Origin of the sequence: Paenibacillus sp. Y412MC10, assembly GCF_000024685.1 — a bacterium.
In the GTDB taxonomy this organism is placed as follows: domain Bacteria; phylum Bacillota; class Bacilli; order Paenibacillales; family Paenibacillaceae; genus Paenibacillus_AQ; species Paenibacillus_AQ lautus_A.
This window is the reverse complement of record NC_013406.1, coordinates 1,526,856-1,548,377: the sequence shown is the minus strand read 5'-3', so window position 1 is coordinate 1,548,377 and position 21,522 is coordinate 1,526,856. Positions and strand designations below refer to the sequence as shown.

At 52.4% G+C, this 21,522-nt stretch carries 13 protein-coding genes; 7 read left to right on the top strand and 6 right to left on the bottom strand.

The genetic code is table 11. The annotated features are described in order from the left end of the window. Positions 1-29: 29 nt before the first annotated feature. Positions 30-5,141 (bottom strand): choice-of-anchor I family protein, encoded by a 5,112-nt coding sequence (locus GYMC10_RS06475; RefSeq protein WP_041621938.1) that lies wholly within the window; start codon positions 5,139-5,141, stop codon positions 30-32. A 234-nt stretch (positions 5,142-5,375) separates the two neighbouring features. Next, positions 5,376-5,585, bottom strand: a complete 210-nt coding sequence (locus GYMC10_RS06470) for a hypothetical protein (protein WP_036662393.1) — start codon at positions 5,583-5,585, stop codon at positions 5,376-5,378. A gap of 303 nt (positions 5,586-5,888) precedes the next feature. On the opposite strand from GYMC10_RS06470, the gene GYMC10_RS06465 reads away from it, so the two are divergent. The 6 genes from GYMC10_RS06465 (at position 5,889) to GYMC10_RS06440 (ending at position 13,759) form a co-directional block, all read left to right on the top strand. Further along, complete coding sequence (locus GYMC10_RS06465; protein WP_012819412.1) at positions 5,889-8,120, top strand: helix-turn-helix domain-containing protein; 2,232 nt, start codon at positions 5,889-5,891, stop codon at positions 8,118-8,120. Positions 8,121-8,478: 358 nt separating this feature from the next. After that, on the top strand, positions 8,479-9,846 hold the full coding sequence (locus GYMC10_RS06460) for an ABC transporter substrate-binding protein (RefSeq protein WP_012819411.1): 1,368 nt from the start codon (positions 8,479-8,481) through the stop codon (positions 9,844-9,846). A gap of 80 nt (positions 9,847-9,926) precedes the next feature. Further along, on the top strand, positions 9,927-10,904 hold the full coding sequence (locus GYMC10_RS06455) for a carbohydrate ABC transporter permease (protein ID WP_012819410.1): 978 nt from the start codon (positions 9,927-9,929) through the stop codon (positions 10,902-10,904). Then, complete coding sequence (locus GYMC10_RS06450) at positions 10,901-11,740, top strand: carbohydrate ABC transporter permease (RefSeq protein ID WP_012819409.1); 840 nt, start codon at positions 10,901-10,903, stop codon at positions 11,738-11,740. The genes GYMC10_RS06455 and GYMC10_RS06450 overlap by 4 nt, the downstream gene beginning before the upstream one ends. Before the next feature lie 26 nt (positions 11,741-11,766). Then, the gene (locus GYMC10_RS06445; RefSeq protein ID WP_012819408.1) at positions 11,767-12,771 is read left to right on the top strand and encodes a Gfo/Idh/MocA family protein; all 1,005 of its coding nucleotides are present in this window, start codon (positions 11,767-11,769) and stop codon (positions 12,769-12,771) included. A gap of 1 nt (position 12,772) precedes the next feature. Continuing rightward, positions 12,773-13,759: an aldose 1-epimerase gene (locus GYMC10_RS06440; protein WP_012819407.1), complete on the top strand. Its 987-nt coding sequence runs from the start codon at positions 12,773-12,775 to the stop codon at positions 13,757-13,759. A 189-nt stretch (positions 13,760-13,948) separates the two neighbouring features. On the opposite strand, the gene GYMC10_RS06435 is transcribed toward GYMC10_RS06440, so the two are convergent. From GYMC10_RS06435 to GYMC10_RS06425, 3 genes are read right to left on the bottom strand one after another with little or no spacing between them, the layout of a single operon-like run. Further along, positions 13,949-15,568: an extracellular solute-binding protein gene (locus GYMC10_RS06435; protein WP_041621937.1), complete on the bottom strand. Its 1,620-nt coding sequence runs from the start codon at positions 15,566-15,568 to the stop codon at positions 13,949-13,951. 33 nt (positions 15,569-15,601) lie between these two features. Beyond that, positions 15,602-16,483, bottom strand: a complete 882-nt coding sequence (locus tag GYMC10_RS06430) for a carbohydrate ABC transporter permease (RefSeq protein ID WP_009595368.1) — start codon at positions 16,481-16,483, stop codon at positions 15,602-15,604. A 16-nt stretch (positions 16,484-16,499) separates the two neighbouring features. Next, entirely contained in the window at positions 16,500-17,390 is an 891-nt protein-coding gene (locus GYMC10_RS06425; protein WP_254778116.1) for an ABC transporter permease, read from the bottom strand. Between the two features lie 363 nt (positions 17,391-17,753). Between GYMC10_RS06425 and GYMC10_RS06420 the strand changes: the two genes are divergently transcribed. Then, on the top strand, positions 17,754-20,021 hold the full coding sequence (locus GYMC10_RS06420; protein WP_012819405.1) for a helix-turn-helix domain-containing protein: 2,268 nt from the start codon (positions 17,754-17,756) through the stop codon (positions 20,019-20,021). Between the two features lie 129 nt (positions 20,022-20,150). Here the strand turns inward: GYMC10_RS06420 and GYMC10_RS06415 are convergent, their stop codons facing one another. Next, a complete protein-coding gene (locus tag GYMC10_RS06415; protein ID WP_036662614.1) occupies positions 20,151-21,344 on the bottom strand; it encodes an acyltransferase family protein in 1,194 nt (397 codons plus the stop codon). Positions 21,345-21,522: the final 178 nt, after the last annotated feature.

The window sequence follows — 21,522 nt, the reverse complement described above, 5'->3', positions numbered from 1 at the left end:
GTCTTGTCGGTTGATGACTTCAATTCATTCTAGTCGACGAATTTCAGTTGGACCAGAGCCCGGTTCAGAATCAGCGTTGCTTGCGCACGCGTGACCGAATCGAGTGCTCCGAAATTGCCATGGTTGTCACCCTGTACGATGCCTTGCTTAGTAAGACTGGCCACATGGGCAGCCGCCCATGCCGGGATGGATGCCTGATCCTTGAATCCGACAGCGGCATTCGCACCCTGATTCGATAGATCTGCAGGATTCACCGCCTCCATGGCCCGGGTGATCATTACAGCCATTTCCGCACGGGTCATGCTGGCATTCGGCGAGAAGGCACCGCCGTTGCCGCCCTCGATCAAGCCGTAGCGCGAGGCTGCGCCAATCTCGCCGGCATACGCGGAATGATCCTGAACATCCTTGAATGCACCGCTCTCGATGACCGGGCTGAGCCCCATCGCACGGACGAGCATGGCCGTAAATTCAGCTCGCGTGATCGCCTTGCCCGGTGCATAGGAGTCCGCGTTGACTCCGTTCACGAGCAGCTTGGAAGCCATCGATTCGATTTCCGATTGCGCCCAGTGGCCGTCAAGATCCGCAAACGTCTTCTTGTATTGCAGCAGCGCATAAACGCCGTTTCCGGCATGCTTGACTTCGATCGCCGCTTTACCGTTCCATGTCGTCCTTACGGCCGGTACAAACCGGAAAGTCCCCGCCGCTTCATCATAAATGACGGCAGCAAGCGAATCCGGATTCATCCCTGCCGGCAGCGGCATGATACGGCTGATGACGCGCTTCCCGAAATCCTTCAGTTCCTGCTCTGCGCCAGGCGCTCCAACCGCTGCACCGAACCGCAGTCCTCCATTCGCTGCCAACGAGGCGCCCATGGAAGAGGCCTTGCTTGTCATAGCGTCCGCTACCTTGCCTGCTGCCGGAGCCACCGACACCTTCACCTGGATGCCGCCGGACCCTTGTGCCGTCTCCAGAGCCTCATCCAGAGGCAGAGCCGTTATCGGAAGACGGAAGGCTCCAAGTGCGGTCTCCAGCACCAGGGTTGCCTTCGGATTCCGTTCCATGGCCTGCTTCAGGCCTGCTGCCGGAAGGGACAGCTCCGCGGCACGGTTCAGTTCAGGAGCCCGAATAATCAGTTCCTGCTGCCCGTTCGCGGACAAGCCGGTCACGGCCTTTTTCCACGCCTCTTCCTTTACCGTAATGTGGTCAGTCATTCCGCCTGCAGCAGCGCTGATATTCAAACTATTGCCTGTCATCACGTTTGGCTCGGATGCATTTCCGCCAGTAGCAGGAGGATTAGGCTGCGTTGTCGGCGGCGTTACCGAGCCGCCTCCCGAACCGCCTGATCCTGATCCGGGAGAAGAGCCGTCGCCAGGATTCGCCGGCTTCTTCTGCTCCGTAATTCGGCCCTCGACCTTCGGCGATACCTTACCGCCCAGCTTGTTCACATACTCCATGAAAATTTCATAATCCGGGTAACCCAGATCCTCGTTGTATTTCCCTTCGGCAATCGCATCGGCAAAGGATTTATATCCATCTCCGCCCTTGGCTACAAAGCTGTTCGTTGCCATCCGGTACGTTTCGGTCAATACCAGAGGTTTGTAGCTGCCGTCTTTCATGATCTGTACGTCGAACACTTTATCGCCTGCCGGAGCGCTGGGATCCCACTTGAATTTCATCCCGGCGATTTGCGGGAACTTCCCTGGCAGATCCGCCAGTTTGGCACCGCTTATTCCGTTTTCCAGCCCGTCTTTCAGCTGCTGTCCGGTGACGTCCATAACAAACAGCGTATTTCCGAAAGGCATCACCGTACGCAGCTCGCCCATCGTAATATCACCTTCATCAATCGCGGCGCGGATGCCTCCGCCATTCGTGAGGGCAATATCGGCGTTTTTCAGCTCTTTGGCTTTAGCCAGCATGCCGTCGGCAATCAGATTGCCCAGGTTCGTCTCCTTGGAGCGGACATTCTCGCGTTTGCCGTCAAGCTCGACTCCGGCAATGCCGATAACCTGCTTCATCAGTTCTTCCAATTCCGCTTTGTAAGGAGCCAGCATATCCTTCGCTTGCGTGTCTTCCTGGACCGTGTTGTCTACCGGAATCAGCTTCCCGCCAAGTTCGCCGTCTCCCACGAGAACAACGCCGTTTTTATCAAACTGCAGATCTACCCGGCCGAGGAACTTGCCCCATTCATTCGCTTGAACGATGACGGTAGGGGTATGATGCTGACTGTCCGTCACCACTTCCGGCGCGTTTAGCGTCGTATGGGTATGACCTCCGACGATGAGGTCGATGCCTTCGACGGCTTCGGCCAGCGCCAGATCTTTGGCGTACCCTAGATGGGACAGGGCGATGATCTTGTCCAGCCCCTCCTTCTCCATCGCCTCAACGGTAGCCTGAGCCGAGTTCACCGCGTCACGGAAGACCACGTCTTTACCCGGGCTGGAGGTTTCCGCGGTATCTTCGGTCGTTAAGCCGAACACCCCGACCTTCTGGCCGTCAACCAGCAGTATCACGTATGGGTATACCCCGCTATTTGCCGTCGTCTTGGGCTGATCGGTATCGATAACCGCCGGCTTGTTAATCAAATGTGAAATGTTAGCGTCGCGGCTAAGATCCACGTTCGCGCTGACGAGCGGGAAATGCGCCTTGCTCACGAAATCCGCAAGCGTCTTGGTGCCTTGATCGAATTCATGGTTACCGAACGTCATCGCGTCATACCCCATATAGTTCATGAAGGCCAGATCAGCCAGCCCAAACCATTTGGTGAAATACAGATCGCCGGAAAAGACGTCCCCAGCATCCAGCAGCAGGCTGTTTCCGCCTTCGCTGCGGATCTCCTGAACCAGCGTAGCCCGTCTGGCCACTTCCGCCAGATGCGCATGGGTATCGTTGGTATGCATCACCGTTAACTTCCACGGTTCTCCATCCGGCGAACCGTCCGTTACGTTAACCGATACTTCCGCCGAACCGTAGCCATCCTTGCTCAGGACGGTGATCACGGCTTCTCCTGCGGATACCGGCGTAACCAGGCCGTTTTGGTCCACGGCGGCTACCGTTTCGTCGGAGGAACGCCAAGCCAGCTCGGCCGATCCGCCCTGAACGGGCTCAACGCTTGCTTGCAACGGTTCCGGGGACCCGCCCGTTTTCAACGTGAGCGATGGCTTATCCACCGTAATTTTGGTCACCTGAAGCTCCAGCAGCACCACCGTTCCGCTAACTTCATTCGCAACCAGCAGCAGCGGGCGTCCTGTTTTGCTGTCCGAAGCCGGAATAAAGTCCAGTCCCTCCGGTCCGGAATCCGATTGGATGCCTCCGTTGAAATCCCGCGAGTTGAAGTAGTTCAGGAACGCCGGCGCGGCCGGATCCGTTACGTCATAGGTCATGACGCCGCCAATGCGCTCCAGTCCGACAAAAGCCAGCGTCTTCTGTCCGACCTTGCCCACGGCAACATATTCCGGCTCCGGGCCTTTCTTGGCGCTGCGGCTGTCCAGATCGGTTTTGTCATTGCTTGCATTGAAATGATTCGGCAAGCGCTCCGCCGTAATCTTCTCAAAATCACTGCCGCTGTCGTATGTCTGGGACAAATCCGCCGCATTCCAGATGGAGAAGGAACGCCCCCCGTACAGATACAGCCCTTCATTGCCCATATCGCTCGCAACTTCAACCTTGTCATAGGTTGTCCCTTTGCCAGCCAGGAATTGGGCTGCCGGCGACGATGGATCCAGATTGGATTTCATTTTGCCGATGTCGCTTTCATTGCTTCGGTCATCCCAGCCGGTAGCGTCCCCTTCGTTCGCGGACAGAATATACTGCTGCCCGTTCACGCTGTAGGTCGCAATTCCGTCCGGCATATACATGCCGTAAAAAGGAACATTCTCAAACTTGATTTGTCCATCCTTCAGGAGGTCGAGCTGATTTTCCGGTTGATTGAAATCCTTATATCCGAGTCCCCGGACCGATTGAACCCGCTTCGAGGCGATATCGACCACGGCTATCGCATTGTTTTCCTGCAGGGCCACGTACGCTGTCAGCTCGTCCTCCGACAATGCGATGTATTCGGGCTCCAGATCATGGACGGCATCGTTTTTCGTTCCGGTGCTGCGAATTTGGCCGTCCGCTTCTACATTCCCGCGAATATGCACCCGATCGTCAATGATCGACGGGTCATCGAACTTCAAATGGCTTACTTCGCCAGCCAAAGTATCGATAATCGTGATGCTTCCTTCCGGATCCTGTGCGGTCTCCGTGCGGGGCTCGCCTTCATCCGCCGTCAGGATATAACGGCCATCGGACGTGTACTTGACCATATCCGGCTGAACGCCGGTTTCATAGGATCCGATCAAGCCGCCGTCATAGTCCAGCACCAGGACCTTGCCGGCTTTCGTATGATCCTGCTCCTGAACGGCAACCACGACCTGCTTCGTCTTGGTGTTGATATCCACGCTGGTCAAGTCTCCATACAGGAAACCGCCCGTGTTCGCCAAATCTTCTACATGGATCTGCTTGTCCTTAACCAAGCTGCCATCGGCGCCTAGAGACACGATTTCGAGACTGGCCGGCTGGGTCGATCCGTTAACCAAATAGAGCTTCCCGTTATCTTTGTTGTATTTTACAATCTCCGCTACGCCGCCATCCTTGTTGGAAGTACCTACGGAATAATGTCCGATCATCTTCATGGCCAGCTTGTCGGCCACAGGTGCGGGACGCTTGCCCAATATTTGCAATTTCACAACCGACTGGGCCGTAGCAGGTAAGGCTGCACTATCCTGTACCGTTACCTCAACCGTATGCTCGCCCTCTTGGCCAGCCGCAGGCGTACCTGAAATGGCTCCCGTATCGGACGCAAGGGTCAAGCCTGCCGGTAAACCTGTCGCGGAGAACGTATACGGCGCTTGTCCACCATATACCTCTACGGTGACCGCATACGGCTCATCCGCATATGCATCCGGAAAGATCATATCGGTAATGCCCAAATCCACGGCAGCTATAGCTGCATCTTGTGATGTCGTCTCCATGCTGGCGGTCTGGAGCAATTCCTGCCCCTCGCCAGCATTCACGCTGCCCCCCGAAAATAGAGAGGCCATCGTGATTTCCGCTGCCATCAACAGCGAGACTACTTTCATGCTTTTATGCTTCAACTCCATATCCCCTCTTCTACCTTATTTACATTCAAGTGTAAGGAGGAAGTGTTAACGGATGCTCAACATCAGTCGCGGTTTATGTAAAATGGCTCCGAGCAGCAAAAAAAAAGCCTCGACCTCCAAGTCGGGCTTCCCAGAGCAGCAGCTGCATTCGAGCTGGCGGCTTCCTTATTCTTTTCTTCCATATGTATTTCGGTCTGCTTATAACATGCGCCAGCCTCGGATCATCTCACCTCTTCAATCAAAAACCCCGAAATGCCGCAATGTTGCAATCGTGATCAGGATGAACCACCGAATGAGAATGATCCCCCAAACGATAAGAAGACCTTGGAACAGCCGCTCAACCATCCATTCGATCTTCTTGTTTGACGTATATCTGCGCCTCTGCTTAAAAAACCACGCCGCGAATCCTTTGGGAATATCGCTGAAAGTTGTCTTTGGCTCCATTGGCTGCGTCCTCCTCCATTTTCTATCGATTAGCATGTCGGATATACAACGCAAGTCTTCGGTTGAACCGTTTCTTGAATTTTATCATGTTTAATGGAAAAATCCACCATACATCATGTTTCTTTGTCACATTTCCGACAATATTGTAGTCAAATCGACATGATGTCTGATAAACTAACATAAAGAATTGCTATTTGTAACACAAACACTTCACAAGAATAACAGCCGAAGATCTATTCATGACTATTCGAAGGCCATAACGTGTGCATATCATTTATGTTTGCCTAGGAAAGAGGAACCAACATGAATCGTAACTGGTTTACGCGGATGCTTATGCTGTATATCCCTGCTTTTCTGATCGTCCCCGCCTTTTTATTTTTCGTCTTTTTCCAATCATTGAGCGAAAGCAACCGAAAGGATGCCGAACGTTCCAATGCTTTCGTAACCCAGCAAGCGATGCTGATGATCGATACGTCGTTGTCTTCCCTGGATCAGAAAATTTCGCTTGAGATGCTGCGCAATCGAAAGGTCATCTCCTTTTTCTCCAGAAGCACGGAAAAGGATCTGCCCCTTCAGGTGGACGTGATGAATCTATTGCGCGATTTAAAAATGACCAATCCTCTGATTCATTCCATTTACATGGTTCAAGCGGATCATAATCAAGTCCTCAATGAAAGCACAAGCTATTCCTTGGATCAATATGCCGATAACGCCTTCATCCGCTCCAAGCTGGAAGCACCCAACAGCCATTGGTCGGATACCAGGCTGTATAAGGAGCTTCCGTCCGACAAAGGGGTCCCCGTCGTCTCATTGACGCGCAGCGTTTCCATCTTCTCCAAGCATCATGGGTTAATCGTCGTTAATGTAAGCGCTGACGCCCTGCAGGGAATGCTTCTTCAAATGCACGACCCGTCTTCCCGCATACTAAGCCTATATGATACACAAGGGAACAGCGTGTTCGATATGGCAAAATCGGAGACTTCCGTCAGCAGGAGCGGAACCAGCAACGGCGCCCTTCAGTCGGAAGCGAATTCCGACTATACGGGCTGGCGCATCGTTAGCAGCGTTCAAGGAGCGGATACCTTCAATTTCATCATCAGCCTATCGAATATTTGGTTTATTGCCGGTTTGCTTCTCTGTGCCGTTTCGGTCGCCTGGATCGTCTACGTGACGCTGCAAAATTACAGGCCCATTCAGCGCCTGGTCAACCAGCTGCAGCAGCTATCCTCCAAGGAGGACGCCCCGGAGGAAATCCATAAAAACGAATTTACGTTCATCAATTCTAAATTGCAAAACATGATTGATCAGAACGCAAGATTCCAGCTTCAGTTCGAGGAGGATTTGAAGGCCCAGCAAAATTTTTTCGTGTATGAGTTGCTGGAAGGGACGCGTTCCTTCGATTTGAAGGAATGGGAGAAGGAATCGGCCAAGCATGGCCTGCCCGTGCTGTTTGGCAAGCAGCTGGTTTTTGTCCTGGAAGTGGATCACCGTTCCGAGTGGAGCGCAAATTACGGTCAGATGCAGCATGGCACTCAGCAAAAAGCCATCGAAACCATCATCCTGGAAGCGGCGTCGGATCATGCCTGCGAGGTGAAGCTGCTCTGGGTATCCTTGCACCAGCTTGCTTGCATTCTGGTCATATCGCCAGAAGCGGAGAAGCTGGCATTCGAGGCACTCTCCTTCGCGGAAGAATGCCAGCGCCGATTTGCCGATGCCTTATCGTTCACCTTATCCGTCGGCCTCGGGGAGCCGGTCGAGCATCCGGACAATCTGCATGATTCATACCATGAGGCATTGGATGCCCTGCAAACGAAGCCCGTCAATCGAAGTGCCATGATCATTCCTTATTCGTCCGATCCCTTATCGAAGGATCATAGTTTTCATTATTTTCAAAAGGTTGACCGGATCGTTGACGCCTTCCGACTCCAAGAAGCCAAGTGGAAGACGGATATGCAGGCGCTCTTTCAGAACATGCTGGAAGAAGGCATATCGCGCCGGGGCGCAAGCAGCGTGCTGCACTACCTGACCTACCATCTGAACAAAACGGCTTCCGGAATGAACGACGAATACTACCTGCTCTGGAAAACAGAAACGATGCCGGCACTGGACCGGGTTCAAAAAGAAATCGACCTGCCGGAGGATTGGACGCAGATGGTGCTTCAGCTTCTGGAGCAATTTGCCGAACGGCTGGATACGCAGCGGAATCTGCGAAGCCAGGGAAACCTCGTCCAAGAGGTTAAGGCCTATATTGAAAAGCATTATACGAAGGCGGAACTATCCCTTGATTACCTGCAGGACAAGTTCGGGATCAGCGGCAAATATTTGAGCAGATTGTTCAAGGAAGAGTACGGCTTGAAATTCGTGGACTTTTTGATTGATTTACGAATTCAGGAAGCGAAACGGCTCCTCACGGAAAGCGCATTGTCTGTACAGGAAATTACGGAGAGGGTCGGTTACAGCAGCCCGATTTCATTTGCCAGGACTTTCAAAAAAATTACCGGCGTCCCCCCGATGGATTACCGCAAAGGCAAATAAAACGGCGCAGAACCTAAACATCAAACGAAGGTCGAGAAGGACATAACATGGTCCCTCGGCCTTTTCCCGTTTATGCCGTAGTGGCTCCTGCCCGCGCAGCCATTCCCATCGGGCGCAAAGTAGAAAATAGTTCCGGGTAGAGAAAAGTTTTTTGTGATTTATATTACATACATTTTCCAGTGTTATTTAAATTGCCATCGCGGTAACGTTTACACTAACACTAGATTCGCCTTTCGGTTTGTTAAGAGAAAAGTGTTTGTTGTCTGGCCTGGCAGCAGGTGTTTTTATTAAGGGCAAGGAACGGCGCCTCACCGCGCTTTCCACCATAACCAAAAAACCAGAAGGGGATGAACTAGCAATGGTAGACAGAAACAGAAAGAAAAAGGGATGGACGGCGCTGATCGCTGCAGCCGTTACGTTATCAACCGTATTAAGCGCCTGCTCGGGTGGCAAGGAACCGGCCTCCGCAAGCAACGCCCCGTCCGACGGCGATCCAATTACGATCTCGTTCGAGACGTCGGTATACGCCGAAGAGCCTCATAAGAAGGCAATCGATGCACTCATTGCCAAATACAATGAAACCCACCCTAACGTCACCATCAAAGTTCATGGAACAGACTACGAGAATTACTGGGATAAACTGACCACCGAGATTCTGGCAGGTACGCAGGGCGACATCGTTCAGGTATACCCGGAGAATATCGCCACCTATAATGCGCTGCAGAGCGGGGGCACCTTCGTGAATCTCGACGAGAAGATTCAAGCGAGCGGACTTGAGGACAAGCTTGTCGGACAGGAACTGAGCAAGGTGGACGGCTCTTATTATGCCTTATCCAATTACGCATGGGGATCAACCGGCATTTTCTACAGCAAATCGATGTTCGAAGCCGCCGGAATCGATCCGGCCTCCATTCAAACGATGGATGATTTCAAAGAAGCCGCCATACAGCTTGGCGGTGTTAAAGACGGACAATACGGGTTCTCCAGCGTCATCGGCACCCATCCCTTTATCGCCTCGGAATGGTACCGGCTGCTCGCTCGTCCCGTATCGGGAGGCATTTACTTCCCGGACGGCGAAGCTGGCCCTTACGAGGCCGACCGGATTAACGTCAATTCCGCACCAAACGTTTGGGCAGCGGAGTGGTGGCAGGATCTGATCAAGAACCCGCAGGCCACGCCTCCGGGAACCCGCGACAAGAAGGTCAGCCGCGAGATGTTCTGGAACGGCCAGGCCGGCATGATGATGGATGGTCCTTGGTTTATCGGCATGACCAAAGAACGCGATGAAGCTTTAATGGACGACCTGGGGCTCATGCCGCAGCCTTCCGTCGTATACGAAGGCCAAACCTATAAACCGAACCCGCACAATTATCCGATCGTGTCGATGATTTCCAAAGACAGCAAGCATCCTGACGAAGCTTGGGAGTTCCTTGAATGGATGACCTCCCGGGAAGCGCAGCAAATTATTGCCGGTTCCGGCATGATCCCGAGCAGCAAGGAATACGCCGAATCCGAAGAATACAAAGCGGAGAATCCGCTGGCTGCCCAATTCTTCGATTTCCAGGAGAATGTATACGCCCCGGCCGTGATGGACCCGCCCATCCCTGAACTCGGCTCCCTGTCCCAAATCCTGATCAATGCCGCGCAGGAGATGTTCGTCGGCATGAAAGACGCCAAGACGGCGCTGGATAGCGCGGCTGAGCAGATGAAAGACACGATGCATTAAGAGGCAGTCGAATACATCAAACGATTGAAGCTGCCCGGCTCCACTGCCGGGTGGCACTTACATCATAAGGAGGTGGGGGAATGAATCCAACGCGAACGGATGTGACAAGCAGGCAAACTCCCTTGCCGTTGAAGAGAGCTTCGAAGGCCAAGCGATTATGGCTGGAGGAAAAACGGCATTTCAAAAAAAATACAGCCGCCTATTTATTTATTGCGCCGCTGGCCATTACCGTTGCTCTTGTACTCCTCTATCCGATTTTGAAATCGGCGCTCATGAGCGTGCAGTACTGGAAGGTTGCGAAGCCGATTGCCGAAGGCAATCCCTTCGTAGGCTTGGACAACTATGCAGCCGCCATCCAGTCGGGGCATTTCCTGAAATCGTTGGGCATTACCTTTCTATACATTATCGTGACGGTGGTTCTGCGTTTCCTGCTGGGAATCGGTACGGCCGTCCTGCTGAACATTCCCTTTAAGGGCCGAGGACTCGTAAGAGCGCTGGTGATCATCCCATGGGCCGTCCCTGAAGTCGTTGCTTGTCTCGTATTTATTCTGATGTATGATTACCAATTCGGCGTGATCAACGATCTCCTGCTGAAGCTCAACCTGTTTTCCAATCCGGTCGCTTTCCTCGGCGAAGCCGACACCGCGCTCTGGGCAGCCATGTTCGTCAATGTATGGAAGGGCTTCCCGTTCGCCGCCATCATGCTGCTCGCCGGTCTGCAGAGCATATCCAAAAGCTTGTACGAAGCGGCGGAAATCGACGGTGCCTCGAAATGGCGCCAGTTTCTCAGCATTACCTTCCCGATGTTAAAGCCCGTATCCGTCATCGTCTTCCTGCTGCTGATCATCTGGACCATCAAGGATTTCGGCATCGTCTACGTCCTCACCGGGGGCGGACCGAGCCGGGTAACCGAAATACTGACCATTTTTATCTACAGGGCAGGGTTCAAATCGTTTGACTTCGGTTTGGCTTCCGCTGCGGGGATGATCCTGCTGGCCATCTCCATCGTATTCACCGTGATGTACATGAAAGCAACGAAGGCAGGTGAGATGTCATGAGCAAAGGGATCAGCAAAATCATCGTATATGCATGCGCCGTTCTCATTTCGTTGTTTGCCGTATCCCCTTTCCTATGGATGATCCTGACTTCGTTGAAGCCTCAGGCCGAAATCTACAGCACGCCGCTGACGTATCTTCCTAAAGAGCTTCATTGGGAGGGCTACAAGGGCATGCTGAATCCCCATGCGGACGACAGCGCCAACTTTATGAAATGGTTCGGCAATACGGCGTTTGTCTCGCTGCTAACGACGGTATTCTCTCTTATCATCTCCGCCTTTGGCGGCTATGCGATGTCCCGGTTCGGTTTCCGGGGACGGATGTCGCTCGGATATATCATCTTGTTGACGCAGATGCTCCCCGGCTCGCTGCTCATTATTCCGCTGTACCTGATCATGAAGGATTACAATCTGCTGAACTCCCATCTGGGTCTCGTCATTGCCTATACCACTTTTGCGGTACCGTTCTGTACCTGGATGCTGAAGGGCTACTTCGACAGCGTATCCCAGTCCATCGATGAAGCTGCGAGCGTTGACGGTGCCAACCGCTTCACAACCTTTATCCGGATTTTACTCCCGCTCACGCTTCCCGGACTCGTGGTAACCGGCATCTTCTCTTTCTTAACCAGCTGGAACGAGTTTATGTTTGCCCAGACGTTCATCAGCGATTACGACAAATGGACGCTGTCGGTCGGCATCGCCAGCTTTCAGGGACAGTATGTCGTCAACTGGGACTACCTCATGGCGGGCTCCGTCATAACCACGCTTCCGATCGTGATTGCGTTCTGGCTGCTGCAAAAGCATCTGGTCAGCGGAATGACCGCCGGAGCCGTTAAATAAAGCTAACCATTCAAGGAGGGGTCACAATGATCAAATTCGGAATCGTAGGCATGGGGATTCGCGGCAGCATGTTCGCCGATACCCTCAGCCAAAATCCTTATGCGGAGCTGGCCGCGGTCAGCGACGCTTATGAAACTACCCTGAACGCGAGCATAGAGAAATACGGGGTTCCCGGCTATTTGCAAGTTGAGGATATGCTCGAAAGCGAGGCTTTGGATGCCATCGTGATTGCCACGCCGGATTTCCTGCATAAAAAGCCCGTTATGCTCGCGGCTGAGCAAGGCATCCATATCATGGTCGAAAAACCCTTCTCCACCTCCGTCGAGGAGGCCGAGGAAATGTACGCCGCGGTAGAGAAAGCGGGCATCAAATGCCTCGTCGCATTCGAGAATCGCTGGAATTCTCCTTTCGTTGCGGTTAAGGAAGCCGTCCGGAATGGGGACATTGGCCATATTCTGACCATCAACACCCGCTTGAATGACACCATCTACGTGCCTACCAAAATGCTGAAATGGGCCGGGGAATCCACGCCGGGCTGGTTCCTATTCCCGCATGCGACGGATATTGCCTTATGGCTGAAGAGCGGGGTGCTACCGGTCAGCGTCTACGCGGTAGGGACGAAGAAGAAATTGGCCGGGATGGGGATCGACACCTACGATTCCATGCAAACGATCGTATCCTTCGACGATGGCACGCATGCAGCATTCACGACCAGCTGGGTGCTGCCCGAATCGATGCCGCTGATCTATGACTTCAAAGTCGAGATCATCGGCGAGGACGGGGCATTGTATGTCGACTTATCCGATCAAATGGTCCGTAAGGGCGGCAGCGTCTACAGTCATGTCCATACGCTCGGCACGCCCATCAACGGCCAATATACCGCGGCGCCCCATTATATGCTCCATTCCTTTGTCGATCATATCCGCCTGGATACGATGCCCGAATCGGGCGCAGCTGCCGGCCTGCTGAATACCAAGCTGGTACATGCCATCCATCGCTCCGTCTTAAGCGGACAGGTTGAGCAGGTGTGACATGGAGGCATGCCCAGCGGTTGAATCATGCACTTTTCTTGACATGCCTGCAGTGAGGGCCGAAAATGATCGCTTATCCATGACGGTGGTTCCGGGATGGGGGAGCAGAGTCATCTCGCTGCGCTGGAAACCATCGGACACCGAATTGCTGCGCACGCCGCCATCCATGACGGAATATGAGCGGACACCCTTCTTATATGGCATGCCTGTCTTATTTCCGCCCAACCGGATCGAGAACGGCAGCTTTACCTTTAAAGGCCGCCCCTATCAATTCCGCATCAATGAGCCGCAGCATCACAATCATGCGCACGGACTTGTTCATGACGAAGCATGGGAAGTCGGACGCTGCTGGACCAAGGGGAATCGGGCCGTGATCGAAACCGTGTTCTCTTCGAGAGGCCGCCCTGCGGTCATGTCGCAATTTCCGCATGAGTTCTCGATCCTTCTGCGCATGAGCATTGACGGCGCTTCGTTCAGGCAGACGGCAGAAATCCGCAACAAAAGCAAACACTCTTTTCCATGGGGATTGGGGTATCATACCACCTTCCGCTTTCCCTTCGGGGATGCGGAAGCTCAGGAGCGCTGCACGCTGCGGGCGCCTGTCGGGAAACGATGGGTCCTTAACGACCGGGTGCTGCCGACCGGGGAGCTCGCGCATGACTTCCGCAGCAGAGGCTTGCGGGACGGCATTTCCGTCAACCAGTTTCCGCTCGATGACCTGTTCCTTGCCATGCCGGAAGACCGTAACGAAGCCGTATTAACCGATCCGGCGGCTGGCCTCCAGGTTACCTACCGCGCGGATGACGCCTTCAAGCATTGGGTGCTGCACAATGGCGATGAGGCGAGCGGTTATCTATGTCCTGAGCCTTATACTTGCGCTACCAATGCCTTCAACCTGGGGATGGATCCGGAAATCACCGGCATGCAGGTGCTGGGGCCCGGCAGGACCGCCCTGCTGTTCTGTACCATCCATGTGGAAGAACTCTGATTCTCATCGACTTCAACCATGACAAAAGCGGTCCGCTACCAAGGATGTTTCCTTGAGCGGGCCGCTTTCCCAGTTTGTTATACGCTTGCTACGACCTTATCACCCCTTTTGGCATATTTCACTAATTGAATAATAAAACGCGATTCGGGAAACTCCCCGAATCGCTCCTTGGATTTACATATCTTTCGTTTACTCCGCTTGATAGCGCTCATATGCGGCCTGATAAACTTCCATGTAGCGGTCCAATCCCATCTTGTTCAGCGTGTTCACATACTCTTCCCATTGGCTGAACGAGGCCGAGCCGTTCACGAATTTCGCTTCCATTTCCTTCACGTAATCCTCGATATCTTTACCGATCGAGGTCATGACGTCCGTTTCCTCCAATGTAAAGTTAAAGTTGTACAGGATCTCCTTCACGGCATACGGCTCTGCTTTTTCGGCAGCGGCCATGGCGTTAGGACGAGTCTCCGAAGCTTTGAACCATTTCTCCCGCACAAAGCCCGGATAGCTGCCCCCGAGCCAAGTGAAATTCTTGGCCAATGCCTGATCCTGCGTTAATCCGTTAGGATTCTCCGTAATCTCTTTTACATATTCCAGCTGACCGTCCGCATTCTTCGTGTAAGTCTCGCCTTCTTTACCCATGAAATAGAATTGCGCTCCCTCGTCCCCATAGAAATAATCCATCCAGCGGATCGTGGCTTCCGGATTCGGGTTCTTATCGGTAATCGCAAATGCACCCACGTGAACCATCGGCACTTTGACGTGGGAATAGAGCTGGTCACCGTGCGGTCCCTTAAGCGCCCCGAGCCCGATGTATTCTTTGCGTCCCATGACCATCTCCGGATTCGGCACGATCGTGGCACCGAGCAGGCCCTCCTGCCCTTTCGCATTCAACGCGCCGCCTTCAATCGTGAAGATCTCTTTATCGAGCAGCCCTTCCTGGTGCAGCTTGTTGACGAATTGAAGCATTTCCTTGTACTCCGGCAAGGCCTTGGTAAAGCGCAATTTCCCAGTGTCCGGATCGACATCCACCAATTTATGGCCAAGTCCGCTCGTGCCAAGTCCCCAAGAGCCTTTCAAATGATCGATGATCCCGGTAATGCCTGTGGAAGAGAATGGAATCTCGTCATGCTGTCCGTTACCGTTCAGATCGGTTTCCTTGACCGCCTTCAAATAGGCATAGAATTCTTCGGTCGTTTGCGGTTCTTTCATCCCGAGCTGATCGAGCCATTCCTGATTAATCCATATCGGGGTGCCGATCAACATGGAGAGCAGTTCAGGATCATAGAAAGAAGGCAGGGAATAGATGTTGCCGTCCGGCATCGTCAATCCTTTCCGAATATCCGGGTACTGCTCCATCAGCTTTTTGAAATTCGGAGCATATTGATCGATCAGATCGTTCAGCGGTATAAATACTCCTTGTTCCCCATAGCGGGTCAATTCGGCGGAGCTGACCCTTGCGGAATAGAATACATCCGGATAATCCCCGCCTGCAAGCGCCAGGTTCCGCTTCTCGGTCAGCGTATCGAATGGAATGAGGTTCCAGGTCACATTTACATTCGACATTTCCTGGTAGGTTTTCCATACAAGGGTTTCCTCGAATTTGCTTCCGTTCGTTGGCGACTTCCCTGTGAAAAACGTAAGGTCGAGGGGCTCGTTCACAATCGGCATTCCGGTCTCGTTAAAATTAGCCTGCGGCGTTTCGCCCTTATCGGCTGCGCCCTCCCCGCTCTTGCTTCCACAACCGGCCAGCAATCCGGCGGCCAGCACGGCAGCCAAAGTAAGCGAAGTCCATTTTTTCATCACCATAAATTTCATATCCCCCTCATCGATTGTCCGTAATCAACCTTTAATTGCACCAATCATAACACCCTTCACAAAATACTTTTGCAGGAACGGATACAGCAGCAGCATCGGCAGATTCGTCACGATGACCGCCGCATATTTGATCGCCTCCGCATCCATCAGGCTGCGAGCCAGTGAATCGTCGCTGATATCCACCATCTCCTGCATTTGCCCCTGAACCAGAATTTCGCGCAGGAACAGCTGCATCGGATAATTCGCGCGGTCGGACAAGTAGATCAGCGCGCTGAAATACGAATTCCAGTGGCCCACGGCATAGAACAGCACCATCACGGCCAGAATCGGACCGGATAACGGCAGGACGATGCGCCATAGCACCCGCATGTTGGAAGCTCCATCGATAAACGCCGCCTCCTGCATCTCCTTCGGAATGGAGCTCTGGAAGAAGGTCCGCATAATAATGATGTTCCATACGGATACCGCCGAAGGGATAATAATGGCCCAAATCGTATCCAGCATCCCCAGTTCCTTCACCAGCAAGTAATTCGGGATCATTCCCCCGCTGAAGAACATGGTGAATACGATAATCGCCGTAAAAATGCCGCGTCCGTTAAAATCGGCTCTGGATAACGGATAAGCAGCCGCGATCGTCATTAATACATTCAAGGCCGTTCCCGTCGTCGTATACAGCAGCGTGTTCATGAATCCCCGCATGAGATCCGAATTGGCAAATAATCGTTCGTAACCGACAAACGACAATTCCTTCGGCCATAACCATACTTCCCCCCGCATCACCGTTTCCGGGGCGCTGATGGAAGCAATCAGAACAAAAAATAAAGGATAGAGCACAAGGAGCGTAATAAATGATAGTATAATGTAAATAAATACTCCGGCTATTCGTTCACTGCGGCTTTGCGGCATATGCCATCATTCCTCCTTACCATAGGCTGTTCTCGCTGACTTTTCGGGCAATCCGGTTTACGGTAATCAGCATGATAAAGTTGACGATGGAGTTAAACAGGCCGACCGCAGCCGAGAAGCTGTACTGGGCACCCAGTATACCGCTCCGGTATACGTTCGTGGCGATGACGTCGGACGCTTCCATATTAAGCGAATTTTGCATCAGGAAGATCTTCTCGAAGCCGACGCCAAGAACGGAACCGATGTTCAGAATGAGCAGAATCGTCATCGTGGGCGCGATCCCTGGCAGATTGATATGCCAGATTCGCCGAAGCCAGCCTGCACCATCCACCTTGGCCGCCTCATGCAGCTGCGGGTCAATCCCGGCGAGTGCCGCCAAATAGATGATGGAGCTCCAGCCCATGCCCTGCCACACGCCGGACCACACATAAATGCTCTTGAACCAGGAGGGCTCCGTCATGAATGCAATCGGCTCTCCGCCGAAGGAGGTGATAATCAAATTGACGAGGCCGCTTACCGGCGACAGGAACATCATGATCATTCCGACAACAACGACCGTGGACAAGAAATGAGGTGCATAAGTTACCGTTTGTACGAATCGGCGGAACCGGCCCGATCTGGCTTCATTAATCATTAGGGCCAGAATGATCGGAATCGGAAATCCGACCGCCAGCTCATATAACCCGATACCCATCGTATTTTTAATAATGCGCCAGAAATAAAAGCTGTCAAAAAAGCGTTCAAAATGCTTGAAGCCCACCCATGGGCTATCCATGATCCCTTTGTTGGCCATAAAATCCTTGAATGCAATCTGGACGCCATACATGGGTACATAATGAAATACAATGAAGTACAACAGAACCGGTGCAAATAAAGCGTAAAGCTGCCAGTTTCTGCGCATCTGCATCATGGTTCTTCGCCAGACACTTTTCCTTTGAATTTTTGAATGCGCTTCCACGTTGCTTAGCTGACGTTGCAAAATCGGCAATCCCCTCTCTTTCGTCTATGCGTCTCCTTTGTGTTCCAAGGTCCACGTCTGCATCATAAACGACCCGAAAGCATGAGGGGTATTGACCATTTTAATGATGTCTTGCCTTTCATTGGATGGAAGGGCGGAAGCCGCGTTTTCCTAAAGCAATGCTTAAAATCTAAAATATTGACTATCCCATTTTTACGAAAGATTAACACGATTCGGGCACATTCCTTAATACTTGTCCTATATAATGTTATGAAACCTGGAACGTCAGAAAAATACAAAGGGGGGAAGACTGTGAATTGGATCCGGCATAAAAGCCACAGTGTATTCTTTAAAATTTTTCTGAGCTTTCTGGCCATCATCGTGTTATTCGGATTGTTCTATGCGGTTATCTTCCAGCTCTTCAAGACCAGCCTGCAAAAAGAAATCATCGATAACAGCCAACGGTCGGTTCACGATACGGCAGAACGGTTCAACAACCAATTCAGCAGGCTGCAGGTATTAATGTTCGATATATATAACCAGTCCGAATTAATTGGCTTCAATAATCAGCTTCGCCACCATGCCGGAAACGAAGTCAATTACTTGAAGGCACGAGATGTGATGATGCAGATGCGGAGCGATATCTATAACCCGCTGTTCTTTCTGGAGGACACCCTGATTTATCTTCGCGAGTTTGATTTTGTGCTCAGCAAATCCGGGAGCGGCGATGCTGCCTATATGTTCAATCGTTCCTATACGAGTCCGATGTACCCTTATTCGTTCTGGAACGGTTATACGGGCGATCCGGAATCCTTCAAGCTCCTCCCTGCGTCAACCTATCGAATCAACAACGATTTGTCCGAGAAAACGCTGATGCCTTTTGTTTACAAGCAGCCGGACAGTCCATATGAGGTCATTGCCCTCATCGATATCGATAAGGCCGCCCAGTCCTTCTTCGGCGAGTCGAACGATCGCGCGCTTGCCATTCTGAATGCCGAAGGCCAAGTGCTGTACACGCTGGGCTCCATGGACCAGGATCAGCTGCCGCCGTTCGAGGCCGGTCAAAAAGCCGTGCTAAAGGATGGAACCTACTATTTTGCGGAAGCCGGATCCGACGGATTGACCTATGTCTCGGCCGTACCTTATAGCCATGTCTCTTCCCAGCTGAGCCGGTTAACCGGCGGTTTGCTGCTTATTTTCTGCCTATCGCTCGGGGTAGCGCTGGCTGCATCCTATTTCCTCAGCCGGCGGCTGCATAAGCCGGTGAAGCAGATCCTGACGACCGTGCTGAACAGAGCCAGCAGCTCGGCGATGCCGGAAACCGGCAGCGTCACGGAATACGACCTGATCCAGAACCGCATTCAGGAGCTGTTCCGGGAGAAGGAAGAGATTCGGGACCGCATGAACAAACACAAGTCCGTCCTGACCAGTTACTCTTATATCAGTCAGTTGAAGAGCATCAATACCGATATCAGCGAATGGGAGGATTTCCTGTCGGATGACGGAAGCTTCATCGTGGTTCTGTACCATATCCGGTTCCGGATGAATCCGGTCTATGAGCTTCCCCTCCAAACCGATCAGGCCGTCCGCCATATGCTGGAGCATATTCATCTGATCACGGCCGAACGCTATCCGGGCTCCCATACGTTCCAGATCGAGAAGAACGAGATCGTCTCCATCTTCAAACGGGAGGAAGCGGCCCGCCTGGAGGAATTGCTGCTGGAGATCAAGGATATGCTGAACGAGGAGAAGGAATTGTTCCTGGTCACGATTGCGGTCAGCTCCCAGGTAAGCGATTCGTCCGAATTCAATCAAGCCTACCATCAGGTCAAAGGATTGACTGCCCAGGCTCCGCTGCTCGAGGAATCACAGATCGTAACCATGCAGCGGGTACTCCCTACCACCGTCAACCTGAGTCCGCCGCAGGAAAAAGGACTGCTCGATGCGCTGCAATCCGGCAGCCATGGCCGCTCCCTGCAGATCATCGACCAAGCGCTTGAAGCCATGCAGCGCAAGGAGGCCGGCATCGCGCAATTCCGTTTCTTCGCCGATTCCGTGGCTTCCAAAATTCTAAGTTATATGGAGATGGCCCAGATTGACAAAACCTCCGTCCAATCCTTGAAGCAGTGGAGCGCAAGATTGGCGGAATGCCATTGTTTATCTGATTACCGTGGGGTATTCCGTCAGCTCGTCGAAGCCTCCTGTGCCCTCATCCGCAAGAAAAAGGATACCGGGGAAGAGCCGCTTATCGCCATGTTCATGAACATTGTCCATAACCAGTATGCCGATGATCTGTCCCTGGACTATCTGTCAGCCAAACTGAACCTGTCGAGCGCCTACCTCTCCGTTTATATCAAGGAGAAGACCGGTCTCAACTTCAGCGATCACCTCCTCGGCATCCGCATGAACAAAGCGAAGGAGCTGCTGGCGTGCACCGACCTGACCGTCAATGAGATCAGCCAGCGCGTCGGCTATCTCAACATCACCTCCTTCAACCGAACCTTCAAGAAGGCCGTCGGCATGACGCCGGGCGCATACCGCAGGCAGCATGTGTTGCAAACCCATGCGAGCGGATCCTGAAGAAAAAACAAAAAGAAAACCTTCTCTTTCTCGGCATGGACCGGGCGTATGCCCGGCCGGTATCCCCGAAGAGAAGGTTTTTTTGCGTTTCATTGTTCGCTCAGAAGATGGAGGTTACCGAATCTGTATCTAGTCGGCCTTTATGGTCTGTTCCGTCTGTATTTGGCCCTTGCGTCCTCTCAGCTTCCCAGACGCGAATAACGCTTTGTTCCACCTGGATAACCCGAGCAGAATCCGGGCATCCACGAGCCGGTAAAACCAATGGGCCACCGCGGCGATAACCGCAAACGTGAGAATCGTGGTAAGCAGCACGCGGGGACCATAACCCAGAAACGGGCTGAGTTGCAGAAAGACATAGCTTCCGAACGAGCAAATCACCGTAAAGTGAACGAGGTACAGCGAGAACGAGATTTTACCCAAATAAGCAAAAAAACGATGGCTGAATATCGACTGCATTCGGCTTGAATGCAGCAGCGCCGTCAGGACCAGGAATGATCCGATTACATGATAAAACACAAAGAAATCAAAATCGGCAGTTCTCCACTGGAGGATCGAATATACCGTTCCTTGCGGTGCGACATAAGGATAGGAGCCTAGGTAAATACCGGCGCAGAGCAGCAGGAGCTGGATCCAGGACCGATGGATAAATGCCGGCCGCTCCCTTCCGCTGTTCTTTACATCGCTTAACAGCATTCCCAGGACGAATCCCAAATAGTAGGAATCGATGAATAAACAGATGAGGATTGCATACACGGCATAACGAATCCGATGGCGGCCGCAAACAATCAGAAAAACGAAGATCATGAACGAACCAAACAGCTCGTACGTCATCGTCCATAGCACGGGATTGTACTGCGAGCCATAAGTAAAAAAGGTATGGAACAAGCTTTCCTTCAGCATAACCAGCAGATTGGCGTCCGCGGCAAACGGATCGGGCATCGAAGATAACGTCATCCCGCGTATATTGTCATAAGCCCCGAGATCCCATACGAGGATCAGATATGCAAGGAAAACGGATGCCAAAGCCGGCACGGCCAGACGAAAATAGCGGCGGATCGCGGAAGAATAAACGATGAACCTGTCCCCTGTTCCAAAAAAACGATAGCTGAGCACGTATCCGCTGAGCACAAAAAACAGGCAGACGGAGAAGTTGCCGTTAAACAGCAGATTGAACGGCGTTCGCGCGGCAATCCCCTCAAAAGCGAAATGCTCGATCTCCTCCCTCCCCTCAAAAACCGACGGTGCAAACACTTGAAAAAAATGAGATACCACCACGATCAAGGCGGCAAGCCCTCTCAAGCCGTCCAAATATACGATTTTCATAAACAACCCCACGTTCCCCTATGAAATAGGCTGATAATGTAACCTATATTTCTTAGGGAGGAAGAGGAATTCTGTACACGATCCGGATGTTTTAGGGATAATCATGTTTAAGAAAATGGCTGCCACCTAAAATGAAAGCGTTTTCTTAAACTAAGAAAAATCATAGGGGAGGGAAAAA

Excerpts from the sequence above, each read along its gene's own strand:
- GYMC10_RS06475 (WP_041621938.1), bottom strand. The coding sequence starts at position 5,141 with ATGGAGTTGAAGCATAAAAGCATGAAAGTAGTCTCGCTGTTGATGGCA.
- GYMC10_RS06470 (WP_036662393.1), bottom strand. The coding sequence starts at position 5,585 with ATGGAGCCAAAGACAACTTTCAGCGATATTCCCAAAGGATTCGCGGCG.
- GYMC10_RS06465 (WP_012819412.1), top strand. The coding sequence starts at position 5,889 with ATGAATCGTAACTGGTTTACGCGGATGCTTATGCTGTATATCCCTGCT.
- GYMC10_RS06460 (WP_012819411.1), top strand. The coding sequence starts at position 8,479 with ATGGTAGACAGAAACAGAAAGAAAAAGGGATGGACGGCGCTGATCGCT.
- GYMC10_RS06455 (WP_012819410.1), top strand. The coding sequence starts at position 9,927 with ATGAATCCAACGCGAACGGATGTGACAAGCAGGCAAACTCCCTTGCCG.
- GYMC10_RS06450 (WP_012819409.1), top strand. The coding sequence starts at position 10,901 with ATGAGCAAAGGGATCAGCAAAATCATCGTATATGCATGCGCCGTTCTC.
- GYMC10_RS06445 (WP_012819408.1), top strand. The coding sequence starts at position 11,767 with ATGATCAAATTCGGAATCGTAGGCATGGGGATTCGCGGCAGCATGTTC.
- GYMC10_RS06440 (WP_012819407.1), top strand. The coding sequence starts at position 12,773 with ATGGAGGCATGCCCAGCGGTTGAATCATGCACTTTTCTTGACATGCCT.
- GYMC10_RS06435 (WP_041621937.1), bottom strand. The coding sequence starts at position 15,568 with ATGGTGATGAAAAAATGGACTTCGCTTACTTTGGCTGCCGTGCTGGCC.
- GYMC10_RS06430 (WP_009595368.1), bottom strand. The coding sequence starts at position 16,483 with ATGCCGCAAAGCCGCAGTGAACGAATAGCCGGAGTATTTATTTACATT.
- GYMC10_RS06425 (WP_254778116.1), bottom strand. The coding sequence starts at position 17,390 with ATGCAGATGCGCAGAAACTGGCAGCTTTACGCTTTATTTGCACCGGTT.
- GYMC10_RS06415 (WP_036662614.1), bottom strand. The coding sequence starts at position 21,344 with ATGAAAATCGTATATTTGGACGGCTTGAGAGGGCTTGCCGCCTTGATC.